Raw genomic sequence first — 25,125 nt, 5'->3', positions numbered from 1 at the left:
TTGTTATCTGAATTTATGATAGGATGTTTTGAATTCGACGATGCCACGGATTGTATCAGTGTTATACGCGCTCGATCTTAGCTCCCTTTAAGAAGGTTTCGTAGTCCATGCTGCTCATATAATCGATGAGGAAGGTGCGCAAAGAACCGGTGCCGCCTTCTGTCCGGACAGTTTTTTCGTAGGCAAGCTCACCGGCATAGCCGTAAGCGGCAATTGCTGTTGCAGTAGCCTCGAGAGCCTTATAAGGGTTGGCGGATACAAAGACACCGATCGCACTGGTCAGCATGCAGCCGGTACCGGTAATGCGTGACATCATAGGATGACCATTGCGGATCAGATAAGCAGTGTCTGCGTTGGCAACAACATCGATCGGACCGCTGATGGCGATCACAGAGCAGGTGATGGCACTGATCTTTTTGGCGTATTCTGCAATCTCATAAATGTTATCCTCGTTTGCAAGATCCTCATTGGCAGCATCTACGCCCTTGGCGTGGGAACTCTTGTCACCAACATATTTGATCTCGGAGATATTGCCGCGGATTACGGTGAAACGGATGCTGTTCATCAGATTTTCCAGAACGGCGTTGCGGCGGTGTGCGGCTCCGGCTCCAACCGGATCAAAAATGACAGGATGCTCGATTTCGTTGTTCTTGCGTCCCATACGCAGCATGGACTCCTCCAGAAATCCGCCGGTGTTACCCATGTTGATCACGCAGCCGTTGCAGCCTGCGGAGATATCGGCAACTTCATCCGGATCATCTGCCATAGTTGGAGAGCCGCCGCATGCCAGCGTCATATTGGCGCAGTCGGTTGCGGTGATGTAGTTGGAAATATTGTGTACAACCGGAGCAACTGTTTTGATGTTGTCAAAGATTTCTTTTGCCTGTTCTGTAATATTCATAATATGTTTCCTTTCTGATGCGGCAGTAAAAGGACTGCGCTGCTTGTATTCTGATAAAAAAACGACAGAAAAAGAATCATACCCGCGGTGGTATGCCCCTTCTTCTGCCGTTCGACAAAATCTGAGTCCAGTATATCATAGCGATCGAAAAAGTCAAGCATATGTGCGTGTGTTTGTGGCAGGATGCAGACAGCAAAAAGAAATTGATAATCATTGCAAAACATCCTATAATGAGAGAAGACAGGAGGGGAAAGCGATGAATCAGAACAGACCGGTGCCGGGAGCATTTTATCGGCATTTTAAAGGGAATATATATCAGGTACGCACGATTGCAAAGCATTCGGAGAGCGGAGAGGAAATGGTGGTGTATCAGGCGATGTATCCGCCGTTTGAGACATGGGTAAGACCATTGTCCATGTTTACAGACAGGCTTGACAGAACGCGTTATCCGGAGGCGGCGCAGGAGTATCGTTTTGTGGAGGTACGTTTTCAGAAGGAAGACGGTGGTAGTGTGCTCCGGTCACAAAATAAATCTGTCCCGGAAAACGGACAGACCGATTCCGGACAATTGCAGGAAAGCAGTAGAAAGGAAATGATGGCAGAACCGGTCAGCGATGAAGAATTACGGGAAATTCTGATCAATGATCAGGGAGAGAAAAGGCTGACCGGGAGAATGCCGGAGGAGGAGATTGCAAGGAGAGGTTTCCTTGCACTTCTGGATGCGGAGACATACCGCGAGAAACGGCAGATCCTTACCGGTATGCGTGATTATATCAATGAGCTTTATCTGAATAATCTGGCGGCGGCACTTGATATTGTGCTGGAGGAAGGATCTTCACAGGAGCACTATGATACGCTTCTTCATTGTCTGGAGACATATGAGAAGTATGAGGGGGGAAGACTGCGGCGATGATGAATAAGATTCTGCATACGATGTTTTATGGCAGTGCCAAAGCAAGAGTATTTTTGTGGTCGATCGTTATCATGGGACTTGCTGCGGTTTTGTTTGGCGTACTTGCGGCAGTGCTTGGATCCTTTGCGTTCGGAACGGGAGCCTTTGTCTGCGCGCTGTCGGCATTTGTGACATCACAGTCAGCCTCACTGACCGAGATTGAGCGCAGCGACCGCAGGCGCAGGGAGAAGCTGTCTGCTAAAGGAGTCGAAGGATTGGATGCATCCGGCGAAATGCAGGAGGGACAGGAAGACCGCGAAAAGGAAGAGGAGAAGAAGCAAAAGGAACAGGAGAAGGAAAAGCTTCAGTACTTATCTTCCTTTAATGCGCGTAAGTTTAAAAAACTTGTCAAAGAGCATCAGGTGAAGCAGAAGCATGTGTTTGCGATGGTCGATTCTTATCCGGCGGAGAAAATACAACAGGCACCGGCAATCGTCTGGCGGACGGATCATTATCTGCATCTTCTGATCATGGACCGCAGTGCCAGAGAGTTTAAGATTCCTTTTAATGATATTAAGGGCGTGCATTATCATAAAAATATGCCGGCAGATCCCGAACAGGATTATCTGGCATTTCAATATTCCGGTTTCATGACGGGCGTATATAAGCCGTATCTGCCGGAATATAAGCAAAATACAAAAAACGGACATATCGTATATGTGAAGAATCTGTTTACGATCCATCCGGGAATTTCATTTACCAATACCTCTATGAAGGGGATTTTCAGTATTCTGACAAGAGCACCGTTTCTTGTGGATGATGCGGTGAATACCTCCGGACGGTTTGATGAATATTTTAAAGATATCTATCGTTATGGCATTTTATGCAAGAATAATGTTTATACGTTGGAGGAGTACCGTCAGAAAATGGAAAGTGTACTGGAGGAGCTTGTGGAGGCACCGGTCACCAGAGATCAGTTTTTCAGGACGCTGAATGCGATGAACAACTATCATCTGATCACGCAGGAGTATGTGACGAAATATACGCAGAAGTATGTTATGAAGCATAACTAAAAATTTTATGAAAAATATAAGGAAACTGTAAAAATAATTGTAGCGGGCATAAAATTATGATAAGATTTGACCACCTGAAATATTTACTGTTGACAGCAGTCCGAAAATAGTTTATGCTTAATGAATAAGAACACTTGTTCGTAAGAAAGTGAGGAAGATTATGGCAAAGGAAATTAAGATCGATGAGAATAAACGAAAGGCACTGGAGTCTGCTGTTGCACAGATCGAGAAGGCATACGGCAAGGGCTCGGTGATGAAGCTCGGTGACAATACCCATATGAACGTGGAGACATTCCCGACAGGTTCTCTGGGGCTGGATCTTGCACTTGGAGTAGGAGGTATTCCGAAGGGAAGAATTGTGGAGATCTACGGTCCTGAGGGAGGTGGTAAGACCACGGTAGCACTTCATATTGTAGCAGAGGTGCAGAAGCTTGGCGGTATCGCCGGATTTATTGATGCGGAGCATGCGCTGGATCCTGTCTATGCGAAGCGGATCGGCGTTGACATTGACAATTTATACATATCCCAGCCGGACAATGGAGAACAGGCTCTGGAGATCACGGAGACGATGGTTCGTTCCGGGGCGATCGACATTATTATTGTTGACTCTGTGGCGGCACTTGTACCGAAGGCTGAGATCGAGGGAGATATGGGCGATTCCCATGTGGGTCTGCAGGCGCGACTGATGTCACAGGCTCTTCGTAAGCTGACCGGTATCATTGGTAAGACAAGCTGTACCGTTATCTTTATCAACCAGCTCCGTGAGAAGGTCGGTGTGATGTTTGGTAATCCGGAGACGACAACCGGTGGACGGGCGCTCAAGTATTATTCTTCTGTTCGCCTGGAGGTACGTCGTGGTGAGGTGATCAAGAAGGACGGAGAGGCTATTGGAAACCGAGCTAAGATCAAGGTTGTTAAGAATAAGGTAGCACCTCCATTCCGTGAGGCTGAGGTGGATCTTGTCTATGGCATTGGCATTTCCAGAGAGGGAGATATTCTTGATCTGGCTGCCAATGACAATATTATCAATAAGAGTGGTGCATGGTATGCATACAATGGGAATAAGATCGGTCAGGGTCGTGAGAATGCAAAGCAGTTCTTAAAGGAGCATCCGGATATCATGAAGGAAGTCGAGGACAAGGTTCGCGCTAAGAGAATCCCGTCCGCAGATGGCTCAGAGGATGCGGATGCAGTGGCAGAGCAGAATGATGCCGCACCGGCAGACGCACAGGATAAGGCTGGCGCACCGAAGGGAAAGTAAGTCTGACAGGACAGATTATCTTAAGGGAAGGCAATGAGGGGAGTCAGACCGGACAGCGCTGCCGAGTCCGGGGTGAAGCCGTGAAAGCACGATAAGGACGGAGCGTATTAATGCAGGACGAATCATTAGAAGCCAAGAAGAAGGCGATGTCTCTTTTGAAGTATATGGATCGGACCGAGTGGCAGCTTCGTGACAAGCTGTCGTTGAAGGGATTTTCCGAGGGAGCCATTGAAGAGGCAATCGAGTATGTCAAGTCGTTTCATTATCTGGATGATTACAGATATGCCGTTCATTTTGTAGAGTTCCATCATGAACAGCGGAGCAGACAGAGGCTGCGGCAGGATCTGTATCAGCGCCATGTGCCGGAGGAGTATATTGATCTGGCGATAGAGAACGTATGTGAGAATGATGACGCTGCGTTGCAGACAGCGCTGCGCAAGCTCACGCATGGAGAGACTGAGTTTTCTTATGAGGAGAAGCAGAAGATTGCCGGGAAGTTATACCGGAAGGGCTTTCGACTTGGAGATATCAAGAAGGCGTTGGACATGTAAGCAGAAAGCCGCCGCAGTTGATGACGGCGATGGAATAAAATAAACGGACCGAAGAGAATGAATTTTCTTTGGTCCGTTTGTTTTAAATATATAGGAAACCCGGAGTGTTCCGATCTGCTTGTACCGGCTCCTGTCAGAAGAACAGACACATCGCAAGATAACCGCAGCCCCAGTGGAGCAGTGCACAGCCCCAGATATCCTTCTGCCGTTCAAAGATTGCACCAAGTGCAAGGCTTAACAGGAATGCACCCAGCATGAAATAGAAACCAAAGGGCAGATGCATCAGGGAGAACAACAGCGAGGTCAGGAAGATGCTGAGCTGCTTCTGGTATTTTACATGCAGCAGGGATTTTACGCTCTTCTGGATCACTCCGCGGGCGAGAAATTCCTGAATAAATGCAGTGAAGATATAAATGTATGCACCTTGCAGAGAGCCACCGATAAAGTAGCCCTTGATCTTTATGCCGGCAAGCGACAGGATAAGCTTTGCAAGGATGATCACCAGACAGGAGATCATGCCGGTGGTAAGTGTCTCTTTGAGGTTGGTACGGAATCGGGAGATGTTTGGAATTAGACCGATCTCCCTTAAGGAAAAGCTCGTACAAAATGCAATTTCAAGAAACAGCACAAAGGTGATGACCTCGATCATCAGAGTATAGTCGTGTGTTGTCAGCGGAATGTGCAGGGTGAAGCGACAGAAGCTCCAGGCTGCCAGATATATACTGATACAAAGGATCAGACCGGCAAAGATATAGGCACAGTCATGGTCATGCTGCTGAAGAAGCTGGCTGTCTGTGACATCTTCGATCAGAACGATCATTCCCTGAAATGGTTCCTTTCGCCGGATTGAGGTATTTTCCTGCTGCATCAGGCTGATATCGATGGTCAGATAGGAGCTGTCCTTTGCATCTGTGGGAGTATATTTCACGGTTGTTTTATCGGTGAGCTGTCCCTTTTCCATACTGTTTTTGAACAGCTTATTGAATGCGCGGTTCTTCTTGTTCTGCAGGAACAGATCCGTAAAGGAGCTGCGGATCACATCCGGCGCAGAGACATGAAGGAGCTTGGCACAGGCTGAATTCATATATGTAATGATACCGTCTTCGTTGACCATCAGGACACCATCGCTCATATTTTCGAATATCAGATCTGTCTGCTCTTTTGTGAGAAGTCCGTCTATAGGGTTTGACATATGATCACCCATCCTTTCTGTGTTATAGAATAATGTATCACATTTGACGGATAGCGTAAATGAAAATTATGTGTTATAATATTTGGCTAGGATCAAAAAGGAAGAAAAAGTGCATTAGAGATATGTACGGAAATGAGGATGGAGATGAAGAATACAAGAAAGTGTATCGTATTCCTGCTTGTTCTGTCGATGCTGACAACAATTGTCCCGACAGCAAAAGCACAGGCAGCAGCAAAACCCAAGACAACGTCGCATGCATATTACATGATCGATGCCGGAAGTGGCAAAAAGATTTTGTCGAGTAATGCGAACAAAAGGATATATCCGGCAAGCACAGTAAAGCTGCTGACTGCATTGACGGTTTTGGAGTATTCAGGAACAGATGAAGAGATCAAATATACCAAAAAGATCCGCAGAATGGTTCCGTCCGATGCTTCTGCATTGAACTTGAAGACGGGCAGAACCTATACGGTAGAGCAGTATCTTCATATGCTTTTGATCGTATCTGATGCAGGCTCTGCAGTGGCTCTCGCACAGGGAACTGCAGGAAGTCAGAAGGATTTCGTGGTGTGGATGAATGAGAAGGCGAAGGCTCTTGGCATGATGCACAGCCATTTTGACAATCCGATCGGGCTGGACAAGGGGAGCGGATATTACGGAACCTATACGACGGCAGCTGATTTTATCAAAGTGTCGAAGGCGGCCATGGAGAATCCTGTGATCAAAAGAATCGTAGCAAAGCATAAGTACCGTGTACAGCCGGTTGGTGTTAAGAAATCATTTGTGATCGAGAGTACCAATGCATTTTATAGTGACTACAAGAAGATGGTCAAGAATAAGAAATATAAGATCATCGGCAGTAAGACAGGAACGACGCGTGCAGCAGGACACTGTCTTGTGGCAACAGCCGTTGACAAAAAGGGCAATACTGTGATCTGTGCTTTTTATGGAAAGGGCGATCATAAACAGCTCTATAAGGATATCAGGAGCTTCTTGACTACGCATTTGCTACATATTGATCCTTTATGGATCCAGTGATCTTTATATAATCGGGGAGATTTGACATGCAGACATATCAGGGAAAGAAATTACCATACCACTCTAATCTGATGGTCACTGTGCCGGGTTCCAAAAGCATCACCAACAGAGCACTGCTTCTCGCGGCACTTGCTGAGGGAAGATCTATCTTGGACGGTGTATTGTTCAGTGATGATTCGAATGTGTTTTTGCAGGCACTGCGTGATCTGGGTTTTACCGTAGAGGTAGATGAAAAGGCGCTCAGAGTAGCATTGCAGGGAATGGGCGGAAGAGTACCGCGGAGCAATGCGAATATTTATGTGGGAAGTGCCGGAACGGCGGCAAGATTCCTGACAGCGATGACAGCAATGACGGTGGGAAAGTTTCGGCTGGATGCTTCCGCGCAGATGAAGAAACGGCCGATGAAAGAGCTTTTTGATGCACTCACAGAGCTTGGAGCCGGTGTTCATTATCTGTGCGATGAAGGTACGTTTCCGGTTTATGTGACCGGGATCGGTCATCGGCAGGAGCGGGGAGAGTTATCCTTAAATATTGACAGGAGCAGCCAGTTTTTAAGCGCACTTCTGATGACAGCACCGTCTCACTTTGATGATATGACGATCCACCTGACCGGACAGAGAAGTGCTTTGTCTTATGTACGGATGACAGAGCAGATGATGAAACAGTTTGGCCATGCAGGTGTCGAGCAGGAATCCGAACGCTGCTACAGAGTGGAAGGCAGAAAGGGATATCGGGCGCAGAATTATACAGTGGAGCCGGATGTTTCCGCCGCCTGTTATTTCTATGCGATGGCGGCGATCACGGGAAGTACCTGCTGTGTAAGGAACATGCGGCAGGATTCCCTGCAGGGTGATATGAAGTTTCTGAGTGTTTTAGAACAGATGGGATGCCGGCTGGACTGGCGGGATGGAGAGCTGTTCTTAACAGGACCGGAGCCGGGCAGTCTGCATGGTGTGGATGTGGACATGAGCGATTTTTCGGATCAGACATTGACCCTTGCGGCGATTGCACCATATGCGGACAGTCCGGTGTGCATTCGCAATGTCGGACATATCCGTGGACAGGAATGTGACAGGCTGCATGCAATCTGTGAGAATATGGAGCGGCTGCGGGTTCGTTTTGAGGAGCGTGAGGATGGAGTTACCATTTATCCGGATGAACCTCAGCCGGCAGAGATAGAGACCTATCAGGATCACCGCGTGGCAATGGCGTTTGCCGTGACAGGTGTCCGTACAGAGGGTATTGTGATCCGTGACCCGATGTGCTGTCGTAAGACCTTCGAGAATTATTTTCAATTGCTTGATGAAATTACCGGCTGATATATAAAGCGTTCTTTCCAAAGCGCACCGGGAGGGGACGACAGAGAAGAACATGTGCGCAGAAAAGAGGATGATCATGAAGAATATAATAACATTATTACAGGAAGAACTTAGTGCAGCTTTTGAGAAAGCTGGTTATGAGCAGAAATATGCAAAGGTAACATTGTCGAACAGACGGATCTTTGCCAGTATCAGTGTAATGGCGCTCTTGCAGCGGCAAAGCAGTATCACAAGGCACCGATCCAAATCGCCAATGAGGTTGTGGAGAAGCTGGAAGACAGCAGTACCTTCAAGGAAATTGTGGCACAGATGCCGGGCTTTATCAATATGACAGTCAGCGATGCATTTCTCGCAGATTTTGTCAACCATATGAACGAGGACGAGCTGTTTGGCTGCGACAAAGCAGACAAGCCGGAGACGATCGTGATCGATTATGGCGGAGCTAATGTCGCAAAGCCGCTTCATGTCGGGCATCTCCGTTCTGCCGTGATCGGTGAGAGTATCAAGAGAACAGCACGCTATCTTGGTCATAAGGTGGTTGGTGATGTTCATCTTGGCGACTGGGGACTGCAGATCGGTCTGATCATTACAGAGTTAAAGCACCGTCAGCCGGAGCTTGTCTATTTTGAAGAGAACTATGATGGAGAATATCCGACAGAGCCGCCGTTTACGATGTCTGATCTCGAGGAGATCTATCCGTATGCCAGCGGTTATTCCAAGGAGCATGAGGATTATAAGGAGGAAGCACAGACCGCAACTGCAGAGCTGCAGGCAGGCAGAAGAGGTTATCTGCACTGTGGCAGCATATTATCAATGTATCTGTCGCTGATCTCCGTAAGATCTACACCCGCCTGAACGTAGAGTTCGACCTGTGGAAGAAGGAGTCTGATGCACAGCCGTACATTCCGCAGATGGTACAGGATATGAAGGATGGCGGATATGCACATATTGATCAGGGAGCTCTGGTCGTTGACGTGCAGGAAGAGAGCGATACCAAGGAGATCCCACCATGTATGATCCTTAAGTCAAACGGTGCGACCTTATACAATACAACAGATCTTGCTACAATTGTAGAACGAAGAAAGCTGTTTGATCCAAGCCGCATCATTTATGTGGTTGATAAGCGTCAGTCCCTGTATTTCGAGCAGGTATTCCGCTGCGCAAGAAAGACACAGATCATCGGGGATGATGTTGATCTGATCTTTGTCGGCTTCGGCACGATGAACGGCAAGGACGGCAAGCCGTTTAAGACGCGTGACGGCGGAGTGCTTCGCCTGGAACAGCTTCTGAGCGATGTTGAGTCAGAGGTGCGCGAGAAGATGGCGGACCGTGACATGGACGAGGACGTATTAAACGACGCTGCGGCTAAGATCGGTCTTGCAGCGATCAAATATGGTGATCTCAGCAATCAGGCATCCAAGGATTATGTCTTTGATGTGGATCGTTTCACATCCTTCGAGGGCAATACAGGACCATATATTCTTTACACGATCGTCAGAACAAAGTCGTTAAATGCAAAGATTGAGGCACAGGGAATCAACGTAGACGGGGATGCCAGGATCCTTCCGGCACAGAACAAGACGGTTACCGACGTGATGCTTGCCCTGTCCAAATGGAGTGATACGGTCAGTGCCGCTTATCAGGAGCAGGCACCGCATAAGATCTGCCAGTTTGTATATGAGCTTTGTGATGCATACAACAAGTTCTACCATGAGAACAAGATCCTGGCAAACGAGGACGTACAGGAGAGACAGTCGTGGATCGTGCTGAGCAGACTGGTTGGAAGTGTATTGGAGCAGGCGATTGATCTGCTGGGGCTGGAAGCACCGGACAGAATGTAATATTTTCGTGAGAAAGGCATAGGTAATACTACAATGTATCGTTTAACATCAAATCTTGTAATTTACAGAAATTTTGGAGAAGAGAATAATATTTTATATTCTCTGGCTGATATCTGTGAGAAGTTTTACTCCGGTGATTATGTGAAGGAAGAGCTGATCACGGAGATTTATGCGCAGATCAACCGGCTGCTGGATATCTCCACCCGCTACGGTTTTGACAAAAATCTGTGGCACAATTATCTGGCATTCCTGCTGGCAATGAATGAGAATCCGTTTTCCATAGTATCCGAGAAGGTGGGCTCCAATGATGGAACGGTTAACGTGTTTGCAAGAAATGATTTTCATATTTTCAAGCAGCTTTTTGACTATGACTTTGGACCGATCGAGTTGGAGCTTGGTATTTCCTGCTTCTCCACGATCTTAAATTACAAGGCAATCGTGAAGAGCGAGCAGATCTACAATAAGAGTGTCAGCGAAAAGGTGCAGGAGTTGAGCGCGCAGATCGAGCAGGCATCCGGAGAGGAAGAGATATACGAGGTGGTAACCGGCTTCTACAAGAAATACGGAGTTGGCAAGTTCGGTCTCAACAAGGCATTCCGCATCAGCAATGATAAGGAATATGGTCTGTTAAGTCCGATCACGACGACCGGAGATATGATGCTTGATGACCTGATCGGCTATGAGCAGCAGAAGCAGAAACTGATCGAGAATACAGAGGCATTTGTGGCGGGCAGAAAGGCGAATAATGTCCTGCTTTTCGGCGATGCAGGTACCGGTAAATCTACCAGTGTGAAGGCAATCCTGAACCAGTATTACGGCAGGGGACTTCGCATGATCGAGGTGTACAAGCATCAGTTTAAGGATCTTTCCTCCGTGATCGCGCAGATCAAGAATAGAAATTACCGATTTATCATATATATGGATGACTTGTCTTTTGAAGAGTTTGAGATCGAGTATAAGTATTTGAAGGCTGTGATCGAAGGTGGTCTGGAGACGAAACCGGATAATATCTTGATTTATGCGACCTCCAACCGCCGTCATCTGATCCGTGAGACGTGGAGTGACCGCTCCGATATGTCGCAGGATGAGCTGCATCGTTCCGACACGATGCAGGAAAAGTTATCTCTGGTGGCACGTTTTGGTGTGACAATCGGTTATTACAGACCGTCGCAGCAGGAATATTTCGATATTGTTCTGCAGCTTGCAAAACGTTATCCGGAGATCACCTTGTCGGAGGAAGAACTGAGCTGAAGGCAAATCAATGGGAGCTGAGCCATGGGGGAATATCAGGAAGAACGGCACAGCAGTTTATTAATCACCTGGCAGGTATGCCGGCAGATGATTGAGAATGGAGGGATTTATTATGGTAAGAGGTCAAAACTCAAAATGGATCCGTGGTGTAGTAGTGGCAGTGACGGTGTTGTTCCTTGGTGCTTTTGTGAACACCTCAGGAGCATCGGCAGCTACCGGTAATTGGGACGGTGCCAAAAAGGCCGTGATCAACGCTTATAAGAAGTATCAGGTGAGCGTTGATGTCAGTTCATACAATCTCAATTACGCGACAGAGTATAGCAATCTGAAGAGTATGATGAGTGAGGTGGTCAGTGAAACACCGTATCTGTTTTACACAGGAACACGTTTCTCTGTATCCAGAAATACTTCCACCAATCAGATCGTCAAGATCACACTTGGTTATGCCGATGCATATAAGAAGGCAGATGGAACTATTCGGAAGGCAAAGATCCAAAAGACAAGAACACAGTTAAATGATGCGATCAATCAGGCACTTCTGGTAGTAGAGCCATCAATGAGCCAGGTGGAAAAGGCGATGGTGTTACATGATTACCTGATCAGTACAACAGCTTATACAGCAACGCAGGTAATGCTTTCCGTCTGACGGAGGTTGGTGTGTTCTTAAAGCACAAGGCTAACTGCGAGGGATATTCCAGAGCCTATGCGATCCTGATGCAGAAGGTGGGAATTCCGGTTAAGTTTGTTTCTTCGAATAAGATGGTACATATGTGGAATGAGATCAAGATCGGTCAGAAGTGGTATCATGTCGATGTGACATGGGATGATCCGATGGATGCCAGAGACAAGACAGACCAGTATGGCAGGGTCAGCCATCAGAATTTCCTGTGCAGTGCTGCCAAAATGCGGAAGACAAAGCATTATGACTTCAGCACGGCAGATGCGACAAGCACAAAGTACGACAACCGTTACTGGAAGAATATCAACAGCAGCTTCTATTATAACAACGGCAAGTGGCTGTATATGACAAAGAATGGCATTGCCGAACGTCAGAGCCTTGATAAGGGCTCCGCAACGGTATTATATAATGTGTCAGGAGACAATCTGGTTCAGTACGATGCAGACAGATATTATTTCATTGCGTTTAACAGTATTTACCTGTACTCTTATAAGACCAATGAGGCAAAAGCTGTGTGGAAGACGACAGATCTGTATTCTTCAAACTGCACTCTGGATCAGATTAAGTTTGAAAACAATAAACTGTATTATCGTGTTTATGAAAATGGAAAGCATGTTTCCAATAAAATTACACCGAAGGATGACGGTACATTTTGATTAAGGAAAGGACAAAGGATATGAAGACAAAAGTATTTTCGATTCTTGCAGACAATACATCAGGAGTGCTCAGCAGGGTGTCCGGATTGTTTAACCGGCGCGGATTTAATATTGACAGCTTTACGGCCGGAGAGACAGAGGATCCGACCATTTCCCGTATGACCGTTGTGGCAAAGGGTGATGACCTTAGCCTGGATCAGATCCAGAAGCAGCTCGCAAAGCTGGAGGATGTCCGTGAGGTCAAGGAGTTGAAGGCAGAACATTCGATCTGTCGTGAGCTTGTGATCGTGACGGTCGGTGTGACTCCGGAGGAGCGGACCGGACTGATCTGTCTTGTGAATGCACTGCATCATGCAAGCATTGTGGATATTGAGAAGGATTCCGTTATGGTGGAGATGACGGAAAGCCATGAGAAGATCAACGCATTTATCGATCTTCTTGAAAGCTATGAGATCAAGGAAATGGTTCGTACAGGTATTGCAGGACTGACAAGAGGCGCTGAATAATTTGCAGCGCAGAGGAAGGACAGATGAAGTCTGTCTTTTGTCGCAAGAAAGACTTCGATATGAAGGGACAGAGATTATGAGAGCGCAGGGAGAGAATTTATCACAGCGTACTGCCGACACGCTGCGTAAGATGATATTGGAGAAGGAAACATATACCTATGGAGAGAAACTGCCAAATGAGAATGAGCTTTCCGAAAAATTAGGCATTAGCCGGACAACGCTGCGGGAAGCAATCCGCACGCTGGTATCCGAGGGGATTCTGGTGGTACAGAGAGGAAAGGGAACCTTTGTGGCAGAGCAGGCTGACCGTCTGGCAGACAGCAGGATCCGTATGAAGAGCTTTTCTGATATGCAGGTGACACTGCGTGATCTTTATGAGACGCGAATGATCTTCGAGCCGGAGGCGGCAGCACTGGCATGCAGGCGGGCAACGGATGAGGAAATCGCTCATATTCTGAGACTGGGACAGGAATGCCAGAGACATCTGGAGGAGAATCCGACCGGCAAGGAGCGGATCGAGTCGGAGAGTGATTTTCACGGTGCGATCCTTAAGGCATCCCACAATGAATTTATCAGTCGTTTTATGCCGATGCTGACGGAGACAATCGAAAAGACCTTTGCATTGGACTTTAATCTGGATGTGATCGCCGAAGATGCATATAAGGACCATATCCTGATCATGAATTTTCTGGAGAAGCGCGACGCAGAGGGGATCAAAAGTGCTGTGACGATCCATCTGCATCATGCATTCCTGACAGAGCAGCTGAACTGGCAGTGATGCCGGCGGTAGGATACAGCTCTCATAGCAGTATATACTGGTATGGGAGCTGTTCGTTTATAAAATAGGAAAATAATCGTAATGTCGTGTGAATTAATGACAAAATGCCGATTTTCTCATTTTATTATGAAAAACAAAATTTTTTTCATAAATTTCAAAGAATATATTGACAAGAGGAAAAAATAGTTTTAAAATCAATGTCATACAAGTTGAACGAGTTGTATGACAAGCTTATCGCAACAATTTATTTTAGGAGGAATTAGAAATGGCAGAAGCAAGAATTTTTTATCAGGATGACTGTAATTTAGATCTTTTGAGCGGAAAGAAGATCGCTATCATCGGTTATGGTAGTCAGGGACATGCACATGCACTGAACTTAAAGGAGTCCGGATGTGATGTTATCATCGGTCTGTATGAGGGTTCCAAGTCTTGGGCTAAGGCTGAGAAGCAGGGATTTAAAGTTTACACAACAGCAGAGGCTGCTAAGCAGGCTGATATCATCATGATCCTCATCAACGATGAGAAACAGGCTGATATGTACAAGAAAGACATCGAGCCAAACCTCGAGGCAGGTAACATGCTGATGTTCGCTCATGGTTTCAATATCCACTTCGGATGTATTGTACCACCTGCTGATGTAGATGTTACAATGATCGCACCAAAGGCACCTGGTCACACAGTACGTTCTGAGTATCAGGCTGGCAAGGGTACTCCTTGTCTGGTAGCTGTAGAGCAGGACGCAACAGGTAAGGCACTTGATCTTGCACTGGCATATGCACTTGGTATTGGTGGAGCAAGAGCCGGTGTTCTTGAGACAACATTCCGTACAGAGACAGAGACTGACCTCTTCGGTGAGCAGGCAGTTCTTTGCGGTGGTGTTTGTGCTCTTATGCAGGCTGGTTTCGAGACACTCTGCGAGGCTGGTTATGATCCAAGAAATGCATACTTCGAGTGTATCCATGAGATGAAGCTGATCGTAGATCTGATCTATCAGTCAGGTTTCGAGGGAATGAGATACTCTATCTCCAACACTGCTGAGTATGGTGATTACATCACAGGTCCTAAGATCATCACAGAAGATACTAAGAAGGCAATGAAGAAGGTTCTGTCAGACATCCAGGATGGTTCTTTCGCAAAAGAGTTCCTGCTTGATATGTCTGATGCAGGTCGTCAGGTTCACTTCAAGGCTATGAGAAAGCTTCACGCTGAGCATCCTTCAGAGAAGGTTGGTAAAGAGATCCGTAAGCTGTATAGCTGGAATAACGAGAGCGACAAGCTTATCAACAACTAATTTGTGTTGTTTCAGAACGAATATACATAAACATAACGGCGGAGAAAGAGCGCTTCCGGCACTTTTTCTCCGCTGTTTTTGCATGAAAGTGATTTTTTGTTCCGCTATTTTAAAAAGTTAAAAATTTGTTTCGGTTTCGGTGATTGACGGAAGTATAGTATCTGTTATAATAAGTATATTAGTATGTACATGGTATATAAAGGGACGGAGTATCAGAGATTATTTGCCACGGAGAAAGGGAGGACGATATGGAAGCTTTGATCGGAGGAGTCATCTTACTTGTTGTGATAGTGGTGGCTGTTGTTGTGGGAGCTGTTTCTGCAATTGTTGCAGCAGCGAAGGATACATTAAAGGATGAATGATCGATAGATTTTGAAGGAGGACGATATGGTTCAGGTTGGAGATGTTTCTATTGGAAGTGGTAAGCCGAAGATTTGTGCATCGATTACAGAAACGGACCGGAAATCTATTATTGCGGCGGCAGATATCCTGCTGCAAAAGAGGGTTGATATTATAGAATGGCGCATCGATTATTACAGTGAGGTTCATCATTGGGATATGGTTTTAGAGACATTGCAGCGGTTAAAGATGTCATTATACGGCAGACCGCTTCTTGTTACCTTCCGCACCAAGGCGGAGGGCGGCTGTCAGGAGATAGAGACACCGGAGTACCGCGAGTTGTTAGACAACATTGCTCAGAGTGGTCTTGTCGATATGGTCGATGTGGAGATCTTTAAAGACATAAATTATTCGGATTTGTCGGGAGAGCCGGCGGCGGATGTGAAGGAGAAGTTCGAGGAGCTGAAGAACTGGATCGCTGCCCTGCGTCAGAAGGTGACGGTGGTTGGCTCTTATCATAATTTCAATATGACGCCGGAGGATGATGACCTCGCGGGAAGAATGAAGCTTATCATTGAAAGCGGCGTGGATATTCCGAAGATGGCAGTGATGCCGGAGAACCGCATGGATGTTATGCGGCTGATGATGTTTACGTTGAAGATGACAGAACAGACAGACAAGCCTTTGATCACAATGTCAATGAGCCGGATCGGAAGTATCAGCCGGATTGCGGGAGAGGCATTTGGCTCCGCAGTAACCTTTGGAAGCATCGGACAGGAGAGCGCCCCGGGGCAGCTTCCGGTCAATAAGCTGGAGGAGATGCTGGAGATGGTTCATCAGAATTACCAGTAGGCTGAAGGAGAGACCGGAGATGGTTTACCAGAATGATCAGCAGGATTGAGGAGAGACAGAAGATAATTCGCCGGGATTATCAGTAAACGGGAGGATGACAGTGTATCAGTTGACAGAACATATATTTTTGATTGGCTTCATGGGGGTTGGAAAGACAAGCACGGCACGAAATCTGAGCCGACAGCTTGGCGTGCGCGAGTATGACACGGACCGGCTGATCGTACAGCAGCAGGAAAGGGAGATTTCGGCAATCTTTGCCCAGCAGGGAGAAGAGGCATTCCGGCAGATGGAGACAGACCTTCTCGACGAGCTGAAAAGCTACTCGCCATCGATCATTGCCTGCGGCGGCGGTATGGTTCTGCGCGAGGAGAACGTCCGGAAGATGAAGGAACAGGGCAAGATCCTGCTGTTATTGGCAGCACCGGAGACGATTTATGAGCATGTCAAGGACAGCACCAACCGTCCGCTGCTTGCCGGAAGGATGAATGTTGGAGCGATCGCAGAGCTGATGGGAGAGAGGGAACCGAGATATCAGGCGGCGGCAGACCTTAAGGTGGAGACGGATGGCATGATCCCACGAGAGGTTGCGGAGAAGGTGATCGGTATCCTGCGTGAGAACGGGTCTGTGACAGTCTCATAATTTGTTGCGGAGATTTTTGTGGATTTTCTGATACGGAAGATCTTTGTGAAAGAAAATTCAAGCGTTCCGGGAAAAGGACTTGAAAAATACAGGAGTTTCCTGTAAAATATTTATAGGGTTGTGCGGTTTTGACCGCCACTACATGAAGGAGGATTTTAAGATGATATCAGCAGGTGATTTTAGAAATGGACTCACGATCGAAGTAGAAGGCAATGTCTTTCAGGTTATCGAGTTCCAGCATGTAAAGCCGGGAAAAGGAGCAGCCTTTGTCCGTACAAAGCTTAAAAATATCAAGAGTGGCGGTGTTGTAGAGCGTACATTCCGTCCGACAGAGAAGTGTCCTCAGGCACACATTGACCGTTCTGAGATGCAGTATCTGTACAGCGATGATATGTTCCATTTCATGAACACAGAGACATATGATCAGATTGATATGACAGCCGATCAGGTTGGCGATGCACTGAAGTTCGTTAAGGAGAACGACATGGTTCAGATGCTTTCCCACAACGGAGAAGTATTCGCTATCGAGCCACCGAACTTTGTAGAGCTTGAGATTACAGAGACAGAGCCTGGCTTCAAGGGCGATACAGCAACAGGTGCCAGCAAGCCGGCTACCGTTGAGACAGGTGCGATCGTTCAGGTTCCGCTTTTCGTAGAGACCGGTGACAGAATCAGCATCGATACTCGTACAGGCGAGTACATGAAGAGAGTTTAATATTATGAATTCGCAACGCAGGCAAGCTTGTTTGTCTGCACAGAATTCATGAACGACAAAATTCAGATGCGAAGCATCTGGATTTTGGAGTTATCATATAGGGCGCAATTCCAAGGGAATCCAGTATTTCCAAGGGGTTGCGCCCTTTGTGCGAGAACAAACGCAATTTATACTTTTGACACCTACATCATATTATTTTGGCGGCGTCTTTAAAATCTTTTTTTTCTAACACTTGACAATTATCACATGGTGTATTATTGTGTTACTCAAGTAATACAATAATACAAAGTTACACAACGATGTATAGATTACTGTGTGATTTCACACCGAAGAATATTTGCAAATATAACAATGGAACAGGAGGTGCGGTATGGATTGGAAATTTACAGATGATGCTCCGATCTATCAGCAGATTATGAATATCATGAAGCGGCAGATCGCCAGCGGGGAGTTGAAGGCAGGTCAGAAGCTGTCTTCTGTGCGTGAACTCGCGCTGGAAGCAGGAGTCAATCCGAATACCATGCAGAAGGCTCTCGCAGAACTGGAGAGAGAGGGACTTGTTTACTCGCAGCGGACTGCAGGACGCTTTGTGGCAGAACAGGGGGATATACGTGAGGGGTTACAAGAAGAGTTAATGATGGAATATGTGGATGAATTTTTAGAGAAGATGATGAAGCTGGGCTTCAGTGTGGATGAGGTCATTGATCTGCTGCAGAAGAAAGCAGAAAAGCGGCAGAGGAGACAGATGAGAATGACCGAAAATGAGAGGAGTGAATAGGATGATCCAGTGTGAACATGTGAAAAAGGAATATGGAAGGAAAACAGCATTAGCAGATTTTTCGGCAGAATTTGAGACAGGAAAGATTATTGGACTTCTGGGACCGAACGGAAGTGGAAAGACAACATTGATCAAAATACTTGCCGGTCTTCTGACAACGGAAGAAGGAGTTGTGCGGATCGATAAAAAGCCGATCGGTGTGGATACCAAACGGATTGTATCCTATTTGCCGGAGCGACCGTATCTTTCCAGTGCATTTCGGGTGAAGGATATTATCCGGACCTTTGAGGAGTTTTATGAGGATTTTGACAAGAGTGTGGCAGAGCAGATGCTTCAAAGCCTGCATATCGATACGAAGAGCAGGATTGCTTCATTGTCCAAAGGAAACCGGGAGAAGGTGCAGCTTGTTATGGTTATGAGCCGCAGGGCAAAGGTGTATCTGCTGGATGAGCCGATGGGTGGAGTCGATCCGGCGGCGAGAGATTTTATTTTGAAAACGATTCTGAATAATTATAATGAGGAAGCATGTGTACTGATCTCAACGCATCTGATCAGTGATGTGGAGAAGATTCTGGATGAAGTCATTTTTATCAAAGATGGGGAATTGGTACTGCATGAATCGGTTGACCGGATCCGTGAGGAAGAAAAGAAATCCGTCGATGCATTGTTTCGGGAGGTGTTTGCATGTTAGGAAAATTGATCGGTTATGATAACAGGATACAGAGTAAATTTTTTGGTGGTGTCTATGCGGTGATGGGCGTGCTTGCAGGGATTGCTGCAGTGTTAAAAGCGTTGAATGAGCATTTTAACCATGTGATCGTGCTTCAATACGCATATCAGATCGCATGGGTGATCTGCCGGGCGGCAGCCATTGCTGTGATCGTTGGAAGCATCATTTATGTGATCGCGTTGTTCCGGAATAATCTGTTAAAGGACGAAGGTTATTTTATGCATACACTGCCGGTACCGGCATGGCAGCTGTATGTCAGTAAGCTCGTCACAGGAACTGTCTGGATCGTTGTTTCGATTGTGGTAGTTATTCTGGCATATATGCTGGGAAGCCTGGATTTCCATCTTCCGATCCTTGAAATTCTCCGTGACAGTGGCGTGGAAGAATTGAAGATCGTATGGCTGGCAGGAATTGCAATTTTCCTGTCGATTCCGGCGGCGCTGAGTCAGTTTTATGCAAGTTTTTCGATCGGTTATACCTGGGAAGGAAAGGGAAACTCCCGAGATCGTGATATTTTATCGGTGGTGGCATTGATATTTGTTTACATAGCACAGCAGATCGTTGGAATGATCACGCTGGGTCTGTTTATTACATTCCAGTGTGGCAGTATCTTTAAACCACATTTGCTGGAAAGGGTCATAGCAGTACTTAATACGATGGATCATGTGGGAGAAGGGACAAAGTTCAATGAATATCTGTGCCATTTAATGGGAACAGTATCTGTAGAGACGTTTTTATTATGTGTGGCATTCGGCGTGGTCGCAGTCTGGAGAATGAGCCGTCATCTGAATATGGAATAAATCAGGGATTAGTAATAATTTTTCTCACATGATCATATTGCATCCGGAGGAAATGCATGATATGATAGAAAAGAAGTTAGAAATAACTAACATGCGATATACACATCTAACCCAGGCAGCGTGTGCTGGTGCAGACAGCTATGTTTCCTGAGTGGATGCGGTGTCAGATTTATATCAGGAATATCATTTTGTATTCCGGAGATAATGAATCATGGAGAAAGGAAGGTTAATCAGAATGGCTAAGGTCAATATTATTTATTGGAGTGGTACCGGTAACACGGCAGCTATGGCAGCAGCAATTGCAGAAGGTGCAAAGGAAGCCGGTGCAGAGGCAGAGCTGATCACAGCAGAGACTGCAAGTGCAGACGATGTCAGGGATGCGAAGGCAATCGCGCTGGGATGTCCGTCTATGGGAGCAGAGCAGCTTGAGGAGACGATCATGGAGCCTCTGATGGAGGAGCTTGATGGGGCGATCTCCGGCAAGACAGTTGTACTTTTCGGTTCCTACGGATGGGGGAGTGGCGACTGGATGCGTGACTGGGAGGACAGAGTTTCTTCTGACGGAGCACAGGTGTGGAACGGCGAGGGAATCATGCTAATAACGCACCGGATGATGAGGCGCTCGATGCCTGCAAGACAGCAGGACGTGACCTCGCAGGTTTAGCGTAAGCAGACATAATGAGCCTTTACGGCTTTGTTGAAATCACTCAGAATTGAGTAAAATATATGCCATTTTAGAATCGGAAAAGAAGACTTCGTGCAGGGAGTCTTCTTTTTTTGGAAAGAGACTTGCTTTTTTCATGGAAAGAGAGGATAATAGAACAGTCTGGGTTTTATGAAATCTGTGTAAAATCCGGAATCCTGTTTGATAATGATGCATATGAAAAGGCGTGTGGACGCAGAAGAGATTCATATGCGAAGTTTGAGATTATGAGGTGAAAGGAATGGATTTTAAAGTAACTATACATCGACTGCTGCTTCGTGAGGAGAAGCTTGATATTGCAGTCAGTGCATCCGGTCCCTGGGACGAAAAGGTGCGGGATCCGAAGATGACTATTGTGTTCAGTAACGGCGAGCAGACGAGACGACTGCCGATGGTAGTCCGTTTTTATCAGAGCGAGAAGGATGGCAGCTTTTATCTGATGGCATCCTATACGTACACACTGAAGTATTTATTCTATCAGCAGCCGAAGAATCGTCACATTGAGTTCTCTCTGGAGTTAAGCTATGGACATACGGTTCTGGAGAGAGCTCCGTTTACCGTGGATCCGGAGGACGAAAAGGCTCTGGAGCTTCTTGTGCGTGAGACGGCGATCGGTGTGGAAGACTCCGAGGAGGAGAGAGAGACTTATATTGAGTATGAGATGGGATTTTCCGAGGACTCAACAAGGGTTCTTCTAGATGCAAAGCCGGGACAGGACAAGATCTTTCAGCCACATAAAGGACGAAAGATCTTCAATGCTGTTGTTATGTGGATCTGGCATTTTATATTGTTCTGTTTCTCTGTTGTGCTGATCCCGGTATTTTTCGTGGATGCACTTCTGGCGGCGACAGGCTGTCAGGACAAGAACGCAAAGATTCCGGAGAATGGCATTATTTACCTGCTTAAGCATGTCCGTGCCAAGATGGATACCTTCAGCCGTATCCGCATCGGTATTCTGGCTGCCAAGATGTGGATGATGGATGTAGTTAATACGGTGGCACGCCATCTGCCGATCAAGAACAACCGTGTTGTGTTCCTGTCTAACCGCAGGGATGATCTGACCGGTAATTTTGAGTTTGTCAATAAGTATCTCGATCAGGTGCCGGATCTGGACCGCAGATATGTGCTGGACAGTAACGAGGTCAAGCATATGCATCTTGGCAGTCTGATCCGCATGGCATGGTATTTTGGAAATGCGAAGGTAATCCTTGTGGATGACTTCTGCGAGCTGTTTTTCAGAATGCCGCGCAGAAAGGGAACCTATCTGATTCAGTTATGGCATGCCTGTGGTGCATTTAAGACCTTTGGCTGCAGTCGTATGGGACGTCCGGGGGGACAGACGCAGCAGAGTAAGAACCATAGAAATTACGACTATGCGCTGGTAAGCTCAAAGAATATTGCGAAGTTCTATGCCGAGGGCTTCGGTATCTCCGAGGACAAGGTGGCAGCTACAGGTATTCCGAGAACGGACGTGTTCTTCGACAAGGCATATAAGGAGAAGGTTACACGTGAGTTCTATGAGAAGTATCCGCAGTTAAAGGATAAGAAGATTGTTTTATTTGCACCGACCTTCCGTGGCAATGGAAAGCTTAGCGGATATTATCCGGTAGACCGTCTGGATGTCAACAAGCTTTATGAGGATCTGGGAGAGAAATATGCGATCATTGTCAAGCATCATCCGTTTGTCAATAACCGCAGCCATATCCGCAAGAAATATAAGGACTATATCATTGATCTGTCCGCTAATTCCGAGTTGAATGATCTGCTTTTCGTGACGGATGTGCTGATCACGGATTATTCTTCGGTAGTATTTGAGGCATCGCTGCTTGACATCCCGATGCTTATGTATGCATATGATCTGGAGCGTTACATTTCTTCCCGGGGGTTCTACTATGAGTACGAGGACATGGCACCGGGCAAGATTGTGCGTACCTACAGCGATCTCGTGACAGCGATCGAACAGCAGGATTTTGAAAATGACAAGTTGCAGGAGTTCAAGAAGAGATTCTTTGATGACCTCGATGGAAGATCCACGGTTCGTGCCGGTGAGCTGATTGTGGAATGCACGAAGAAATAATATGTAATGATGCAACATCATATAAAAAGGAGTTCCCTGAAGAATTGCCAAGGAAACTCCTTTTTTGTAGGAAAATGCCTGTGATATCCGCAAACTACTTCTTTTCTGCGATCATTTTCTGATAGATTTCATCGATCCGGGCGGGATCTAACTTTGTATCAAGGAAAAACTCCACGGCGTAAAGCGCCTGTGCCACAAGCATTTCCAGTCCGGTTACAGCTGTGATGCCAAGGGACTTTGCCTGCGCGGTAAGCTTTGTCTCGAGCGGATTGTAGATTACATCCAGCACAGCATGGCAGTTTGTGAATGTTGTAAGATCCAGCGGGGACGCGTCCGTGTTCGGATACATGCCGACCGGTGTCGTGTTGACGATCACCTCTGCATCGGTGTGATGTGCAAGACATTCCTCGTAGGTGATCGTGTCAGGCGTGTCACGGCGGGATACCAGCTTAATGCCGGCGGCATTCAGATGCTTCAAAACAGCAATGACTGCCTTGGCGGCGCCACCGTTGCCAAGTACGAGACATTTGCAGCCCTCAATGCGGATATTGTGCTTCTCGATCATGTAAAGGAAGCCGGAAAAATCCGTGTTGTGTCCTTCAAGGCGACCGTTCTTGTTGACGATCGTATTGACCGCTCCGATGGAGGCGGCGTTATCGTCCATCGCGTCCAGATAAGGGATGACATCCTGCTTGTAAGGGATCGTCACGTTGATTGCCTTAAAATCGTGCTTTGTCATAAATGCATCAAAGTCCTCTCTGCTGACCGGGCAGAGATCATATGTATAGTCTGCAAGCTGCTCATGGATCTCCTTTGAATAGCTGTGTCCGAGTTTCTCTCCGAGTAATCCGTATTCCATAGTAATTTACATTCCTTTCCTGATCTGTGGGGTCTGATAAACATATATATAATGATGGGGAAAAAGGTCTTTGGCACCCAATAGATGCACGAACTGCTCCACTGCATCATATGTTTATTATACGTCATTTCCGGGGGAAACACCAGTGGGAAGTAAAGATCGCCAAACGGAGAAGAATATGGTATGATGCAAGGGACAAAACAGATCGCGGCGGAGCAAGCCGCAGCATCATTATGTGTAATAGAATGAATAAAGCAAAAGGAGAAAATTTATGAGATATCCGAACAGTCTGCCGCAGAATGGAACGATCGGCTGCATCGCGCCGTCCTTTGGCTGTAATATTGAACCATACCGGAGTGCATTTGAGAATGCGCAGAAGACATGGAAAGAGATGGGGTATAAGATTTTAACCGGACCAAACTGCTACGAGGGAAGCGGGATCGGCATCAGTAATACGCCGGAGCTTTGCGCTGCGGAGGTCAATCACTTTTTTGCCGAAGAGGACTGCGATGTGATCCTGTCCTGCGGTGGTGGAGAGCTGATGTGTGAGGTTGTTTCCCATATTGATTTTGAGCGGATCGCCAGAGCAAAGGCAAAGTGGTTTATGGGATTTTCGGATAATACAAACCTGACCTTCCTGCTGCCGACGCTGTGCGATACGGCAGCGATCTACGGACCGTGCGCACCGGCATTCGGTATGCGAGAATGGCATCCGGCATTAAACGATGCCTGGGGGATCCTGACCGGAGAAAAAAGGCAGGTGCAGGGTTATCCTTTGTGGGAGAAGGAATCGAAGAAGGACGAGGAGCATCCGCTGGAGCCGTATCATGTCACAGAGAAGAAGACGCTTGTGGTGTGGCAGGAAGGAAAGAGTGCAGCTGAGCTGGAGGAGTTTACCGTGAAGGGGCGTTTGATCGGTGGCTGCCTTGACTGTCTGGACACGCTTGTCGGAACGCGTTTTGACAAGGTGGCAGAGTTTAATGAACGCTATAAAGAGGATGGTATGATCTGGTTTATGGAGGCATGCGACTTAAATCCGATGGGAATCCGCCGCGCACTCTGGCAGCTTAAGGAGGCCGGATGGTTTCAGCATGTAAAGGCATTTCTGATCGGCAGACCGCTCTGCTTCGGTGAGGAATTTCTGGGTCTTGACCAGTATCGCGCAGTCTATGATGTCTTAAAGGGATTTAAAGTGCCGGTGATCATGGACGCAGATCTTGGTCATCTGCCACCGTCCATGCCGATCATCAGCGGAGGACTTGCAGAGGTTTCCGTGGAGGAAAGAAAGATCGGAAGAGACCTTGTGATCCAATATTTATAGAAATTTTATAAAATAGAGTTGCAAAGATATTGACGCAGAGAACAAAGAGGAATATACTTCAAAATTGAAATATTTAATTTTG

The 25,125-nt window shown here is 46.8% G+C and carries 23 protein-coding genes and 2 pseudogenes; 22 read left to right on the top strand and 3 right to left on the bottom strand.

Annotation, left to right across the window (positions count from 1 at the left end; all coding sequences use genetic code 11):
- Positions 1-61: 61 nt before the first annotated feature.
- A complete protein-coding gene (gene thiM / locus DXA20_RS03810; protein WP_118559373.1) occupies positions 62-901 on the bottom strand; it encodes a hydroxyethylthiazole kinase in 840 nt (279 codons plus the stop codon).
- 256 nt (positions 902-1,157) lie between these two features.
- On the opposite strand from thiM, the gene DXA20_RS03805 reads away from it, so the two are divergent.
- The 4 genes from DXA20_RS03805 to DXA20_RS03790 all read left to right on the top strand — a co-directional run bounded on the left by DXA20_RS03805 (position 1,158) and on the right by DXA20_RS03790 (position 4,678).
- The gene (locus tag DXA20_RS03805) at positions 1,158-1,814 is read left to right on the top strand and encodes a DUF1653 domain-containing protein (RefSeq protein WP_022305232.1); all 657 of its coding nucleotides are present in this window, start codon (positions 1,158-1,160) and stop codon (positions 1,812-1,814) included.
- Entirely contained in the window at positions 1,811-2,866 is a 1,056-nt protein-coding gene (locus DXA20_RS03800) for a hypothetical protein (protein WP_118559371.1), read from the top strand. The genes DXA20_RS03805 and DXA20_RS03800 overlap by 4 nt, the downstream gene beginning before the upstream one ends.
- A 160-nt stretch (positions 2,867-3,026) precedes the next feature.
- Positions 3,027-4,127 (top strand): recombinase RecA, encoded by a 1,101-nt coding sequence (gene recA / locus DXA20_RS03795; RefSeq protein ID WP_022305234.1) that lies wholly within the window; start codon positions 3,027-3,029, stop codon positions 4,125-4,127.
- A gap of 110 nt (positions 4,128-4,237) precedes the next feature.
- On the top strand, positions 4,238-4,678 hold the full coding sequence (locus DXA20_RS03790; RefSeq protein WP_118559370.1) for a regulatory protein RecX: 441 nt from the start codon (positions 4,238-4,240) through the stop codon (positions 4,676-4,678).
- 133 nt (positions 4,679-4,811) lie between these two features.
- On the opposite strand, the gene DXA20_RS03785 is transcribed toward DXA20_RS03790, so the two are convergent.
- Positions 4,812-5,870, bottom strand: coding sequence for a CPBP family glutamic-type intramembrane protease (locus tag DXA20_RS03785; protein ID WP_158577122.1), 1,059 nt, complete (start codon positions 5,868-5,870; stop codon positions 4,812-4,814).
- 144 nt (positions 5,871-6,014) lie between these two features.
- Here DXA20_RS03785 and DXA20_RS03780 point away from each other — a divergent pair, with 144 nt between their 5' ends.
- From DXA20_RS03780 to DXA20_RS03700, 17 genes and pseudogenes are all read left to right on the top strand, one after another.
- Entirely contained in the window at positions 6,015-6,908 is an 894-nt protein-coding gene (locus tag DXA20_RS03780; protein WP_158577121.1) for a D-alanyl-D-alanine carboxypeptidase family protein, read from the top strand.
- 26 nt (positions 6,909-6,934) lie between these two features.
- Positions 6,935-8,227, top strand: a complete 1,293-nt coding sequence (gene aroA, locus DXA20_RS03775) for a 3-phosphoshikimate 1-carboxyvinyltransferase (protein WP_118559367.1) — start codon at positions 6,935-6,937, stop codon at positions 8,225-8,227.
- A 76-nt stretch (positions 8,228-8,303) separates the two neighbouring features.
- Positions 8,304-10,068 (top strand): annotated as a pseudogene (gene argS, locus DXA20_RS18285) (arginine--tRNA ligase).
- 33 nt (positions 10,069-10,101) lie between these two features.
- Positions 10,102-11,414: pseudogene (locus tag DXA20_RS03765) on the top strand (ATP-binding protein).
- A 17-nt stretch (positions 11,415-11,431) separates the two neighbouring features.
- Positions 11,432-11,965, top strand: a complete 534-nt coding sequence (locus DXA20_RS03760; RefSeq protein ID WP_147403690.1) for a hypothetical protein — start codon at positions 11,432-11,434, stop codon at positions 11,963-11,965.
- A gap of 11 nt (positions 11,966-11,976) precedes the next feature.
- Positions 11,977-12,654: a transglutaminase domain-containing protein gene (locus tag DXA20_RS03755; protein ID WP_158577120.1), complete on the top strand. Its 678-nt coding sequence runs from the start codon at positions 11,977-11,979 to the stop codon at positions 12,652-12,654.
- A 20-nt stretch (positions 12,655-12,674) separates the two neighbouring features.
- A complete protein-coding gene (gene ilvN / locus DXA20_RS03750) occupies positions 12,675-13,160 on the top strand; it encodes an acetolactate synthase small subunit (RefSeq protein ID WP_022305242.1) in 486 nt (161 codons plus the stop codon).
- Between the two features lie 76 nt (positions 13,161-13,236).
- Entirely contained in the window at positions 13,237-13,938 is a 702-nt protein-coding gene (locus tag DXA20_RS03745; RefSeq protein ID WP_022305243.1) for a FadR/GntR family transcriptional regulator, read from the top strand.
- A 265-nt stretch (positions 13,939-14,203) separates the two neighbouring features.
- Positions 14,204-15,229, top strand: coding sequence for a ketol-acid reductoisomerase (gene ilvC / locus DXA20_RS03740; RefSeq protein WP_022305244.1), 1,026 nt, complete (start codon positions 14,204-14,206; stop codon positions 15,227-15,229).
- A gap of 387 nt (positions 15,230-15,616) precedes the next feature.
- The gene (gene aroD, locus DXA20_RS03735; protein ID WP_022305246.1) at positions 15,617-16,420 is read left to right on the top strand and encodes a type I 3-dehydroquinate dehydratase; all 804 of its coding nucleotides are present in this window, start codon (positions 15,617-15,619) and stop codon (positions 16,418-16,420) included.
- A 100-nt stretch (positions 16,421-16,520) separates the two neighbouring features.
- Positions 16,521-17,060: a shikimate kinase gene (locus tag DXA20_RS03730; RefSeq protein ID WP_022305247.1), complete on the top strand. Its 540-nt coding sequence runs from the start codon at positions 16,521-16,523 to the stop codon at positions 17,058-17,060.
- Positions 17,061-17,220: 160 nt separating this feature from the next.
- Positions 17,221-17,775, top strand: a complete 555-nt coding sequence (gene efp / locus DXA20_RS03725; protein ID WP_022305248.1) for an elongation factor P — start codon at positions 17,221-17,223, stop codon at positions 17,773-17,775.
- A 370-nt stretch (positions 17,776-18,145) separates the two neighbouring features.
- Positions 18,146-18,553: a GntR family transcriptional regulator gene (locus tag DXA20_RS03720; protein ID WP_022305249.1), complete on the top strand. Its 408-nt coding sequence runs from the start codon at positions 18,146-18,148 to the stop codon at positions 18,551-18,553.
- Positions 18,546-19,244, top strand: a complete 699-nt coding sequence (locus tag DXA20_RS03715) for an ABC transporter ATP-binding protein (protein ID WP_334294581.1) — start codon at positions 18,546-18,548, stop codon at positions 19,242-19,244. The genes DXA20_RS03720 and DXA20_RS03715 overlap by 8 nt, the downstream gene beginning before the upstream one ends.
- A complete protein-coding gene (locus DXA20_RS03710) occupies positions 19,238-20,083 on the top strand; it encodes a hypothetical protein (RefSeq protein WP_022305251.1) in 846 nt (281 codons plus the stop codon). Before DXA20_RS03715 ends, DXA20_RS03710 begins: the two co-directional genes overlap by 7 nt.
- Before the next feature lie 235 nt (positions 20,084-20,318).
- Complete coding sequence (locus tag DXA20_RS03705; protein WP_330420608.1) at positions 20,319-20,747, top strand: flavodoxin domain-containing protein; 429 nt, start codon at positions 20,319-20,321, stop codon at positions 20,745-20,747.
- Positions 20,748-21,027: 280 nt separating this feature from the next.
- Positions 21,028-22,863 (top strand): CDP-glycerol glycerophosphotransferase family protein, encoded by a 1,836-nt coding sequence (locus tag DXA20_RS03700; protein WP_022305253.1) that lies wholly within the window; start codon positions 21,028-21,030, stop codon positions 22,861-22,863.
- Between the two features lie 94 nt (positions 22,864-22,957).
- Here DXA20_RS03700 and DXA20_RS03695 read toward each other — a convergent pair whose 3' ends face one another.
- Positions 22,958-23,722 (bottom strand): shikimate dehydrogenase family protein, encoded by a 765-nt coding sequence (locus DXA20_RS03695; protein WP_118559362.1) that lies wholly within the window; start codon positions 23,720-23,722, stop codon positions 22,958-22,960.
- A 271-nt stretch (positions 23,723-23,993) separates the two neighbouring features.
- Between DXA20_RS03695 and DXA20_RS03690 the strand changes: the two genes are divergently transcribed.
- A complete protein-coding gene (locus DXA20_RS03690; protein WP_022305255.1) occupies positions 23,994-25,043 on the top strand; it encodes a S66 family peptidase in 1,050 nt (349 codons plus the stop codon).
- Positions 25,044-25,125 lie beyond the last annotated feature (82 nt).

Origin of the sequence: Roseburia sp. AM59-24XD (assembly GCF_003478445.1) — a bacterium.
In the GTDB taxonomy this organism is placed as follows: Bacteria; Bacillota; Clostridia; order Lachnospirales; family Lachnospiraceae; genus Jutongia.
Note: the sequence above shows the minus strand (reverse complement) of the source record. Positions and strands in the feature narration are given on the sequence as shown.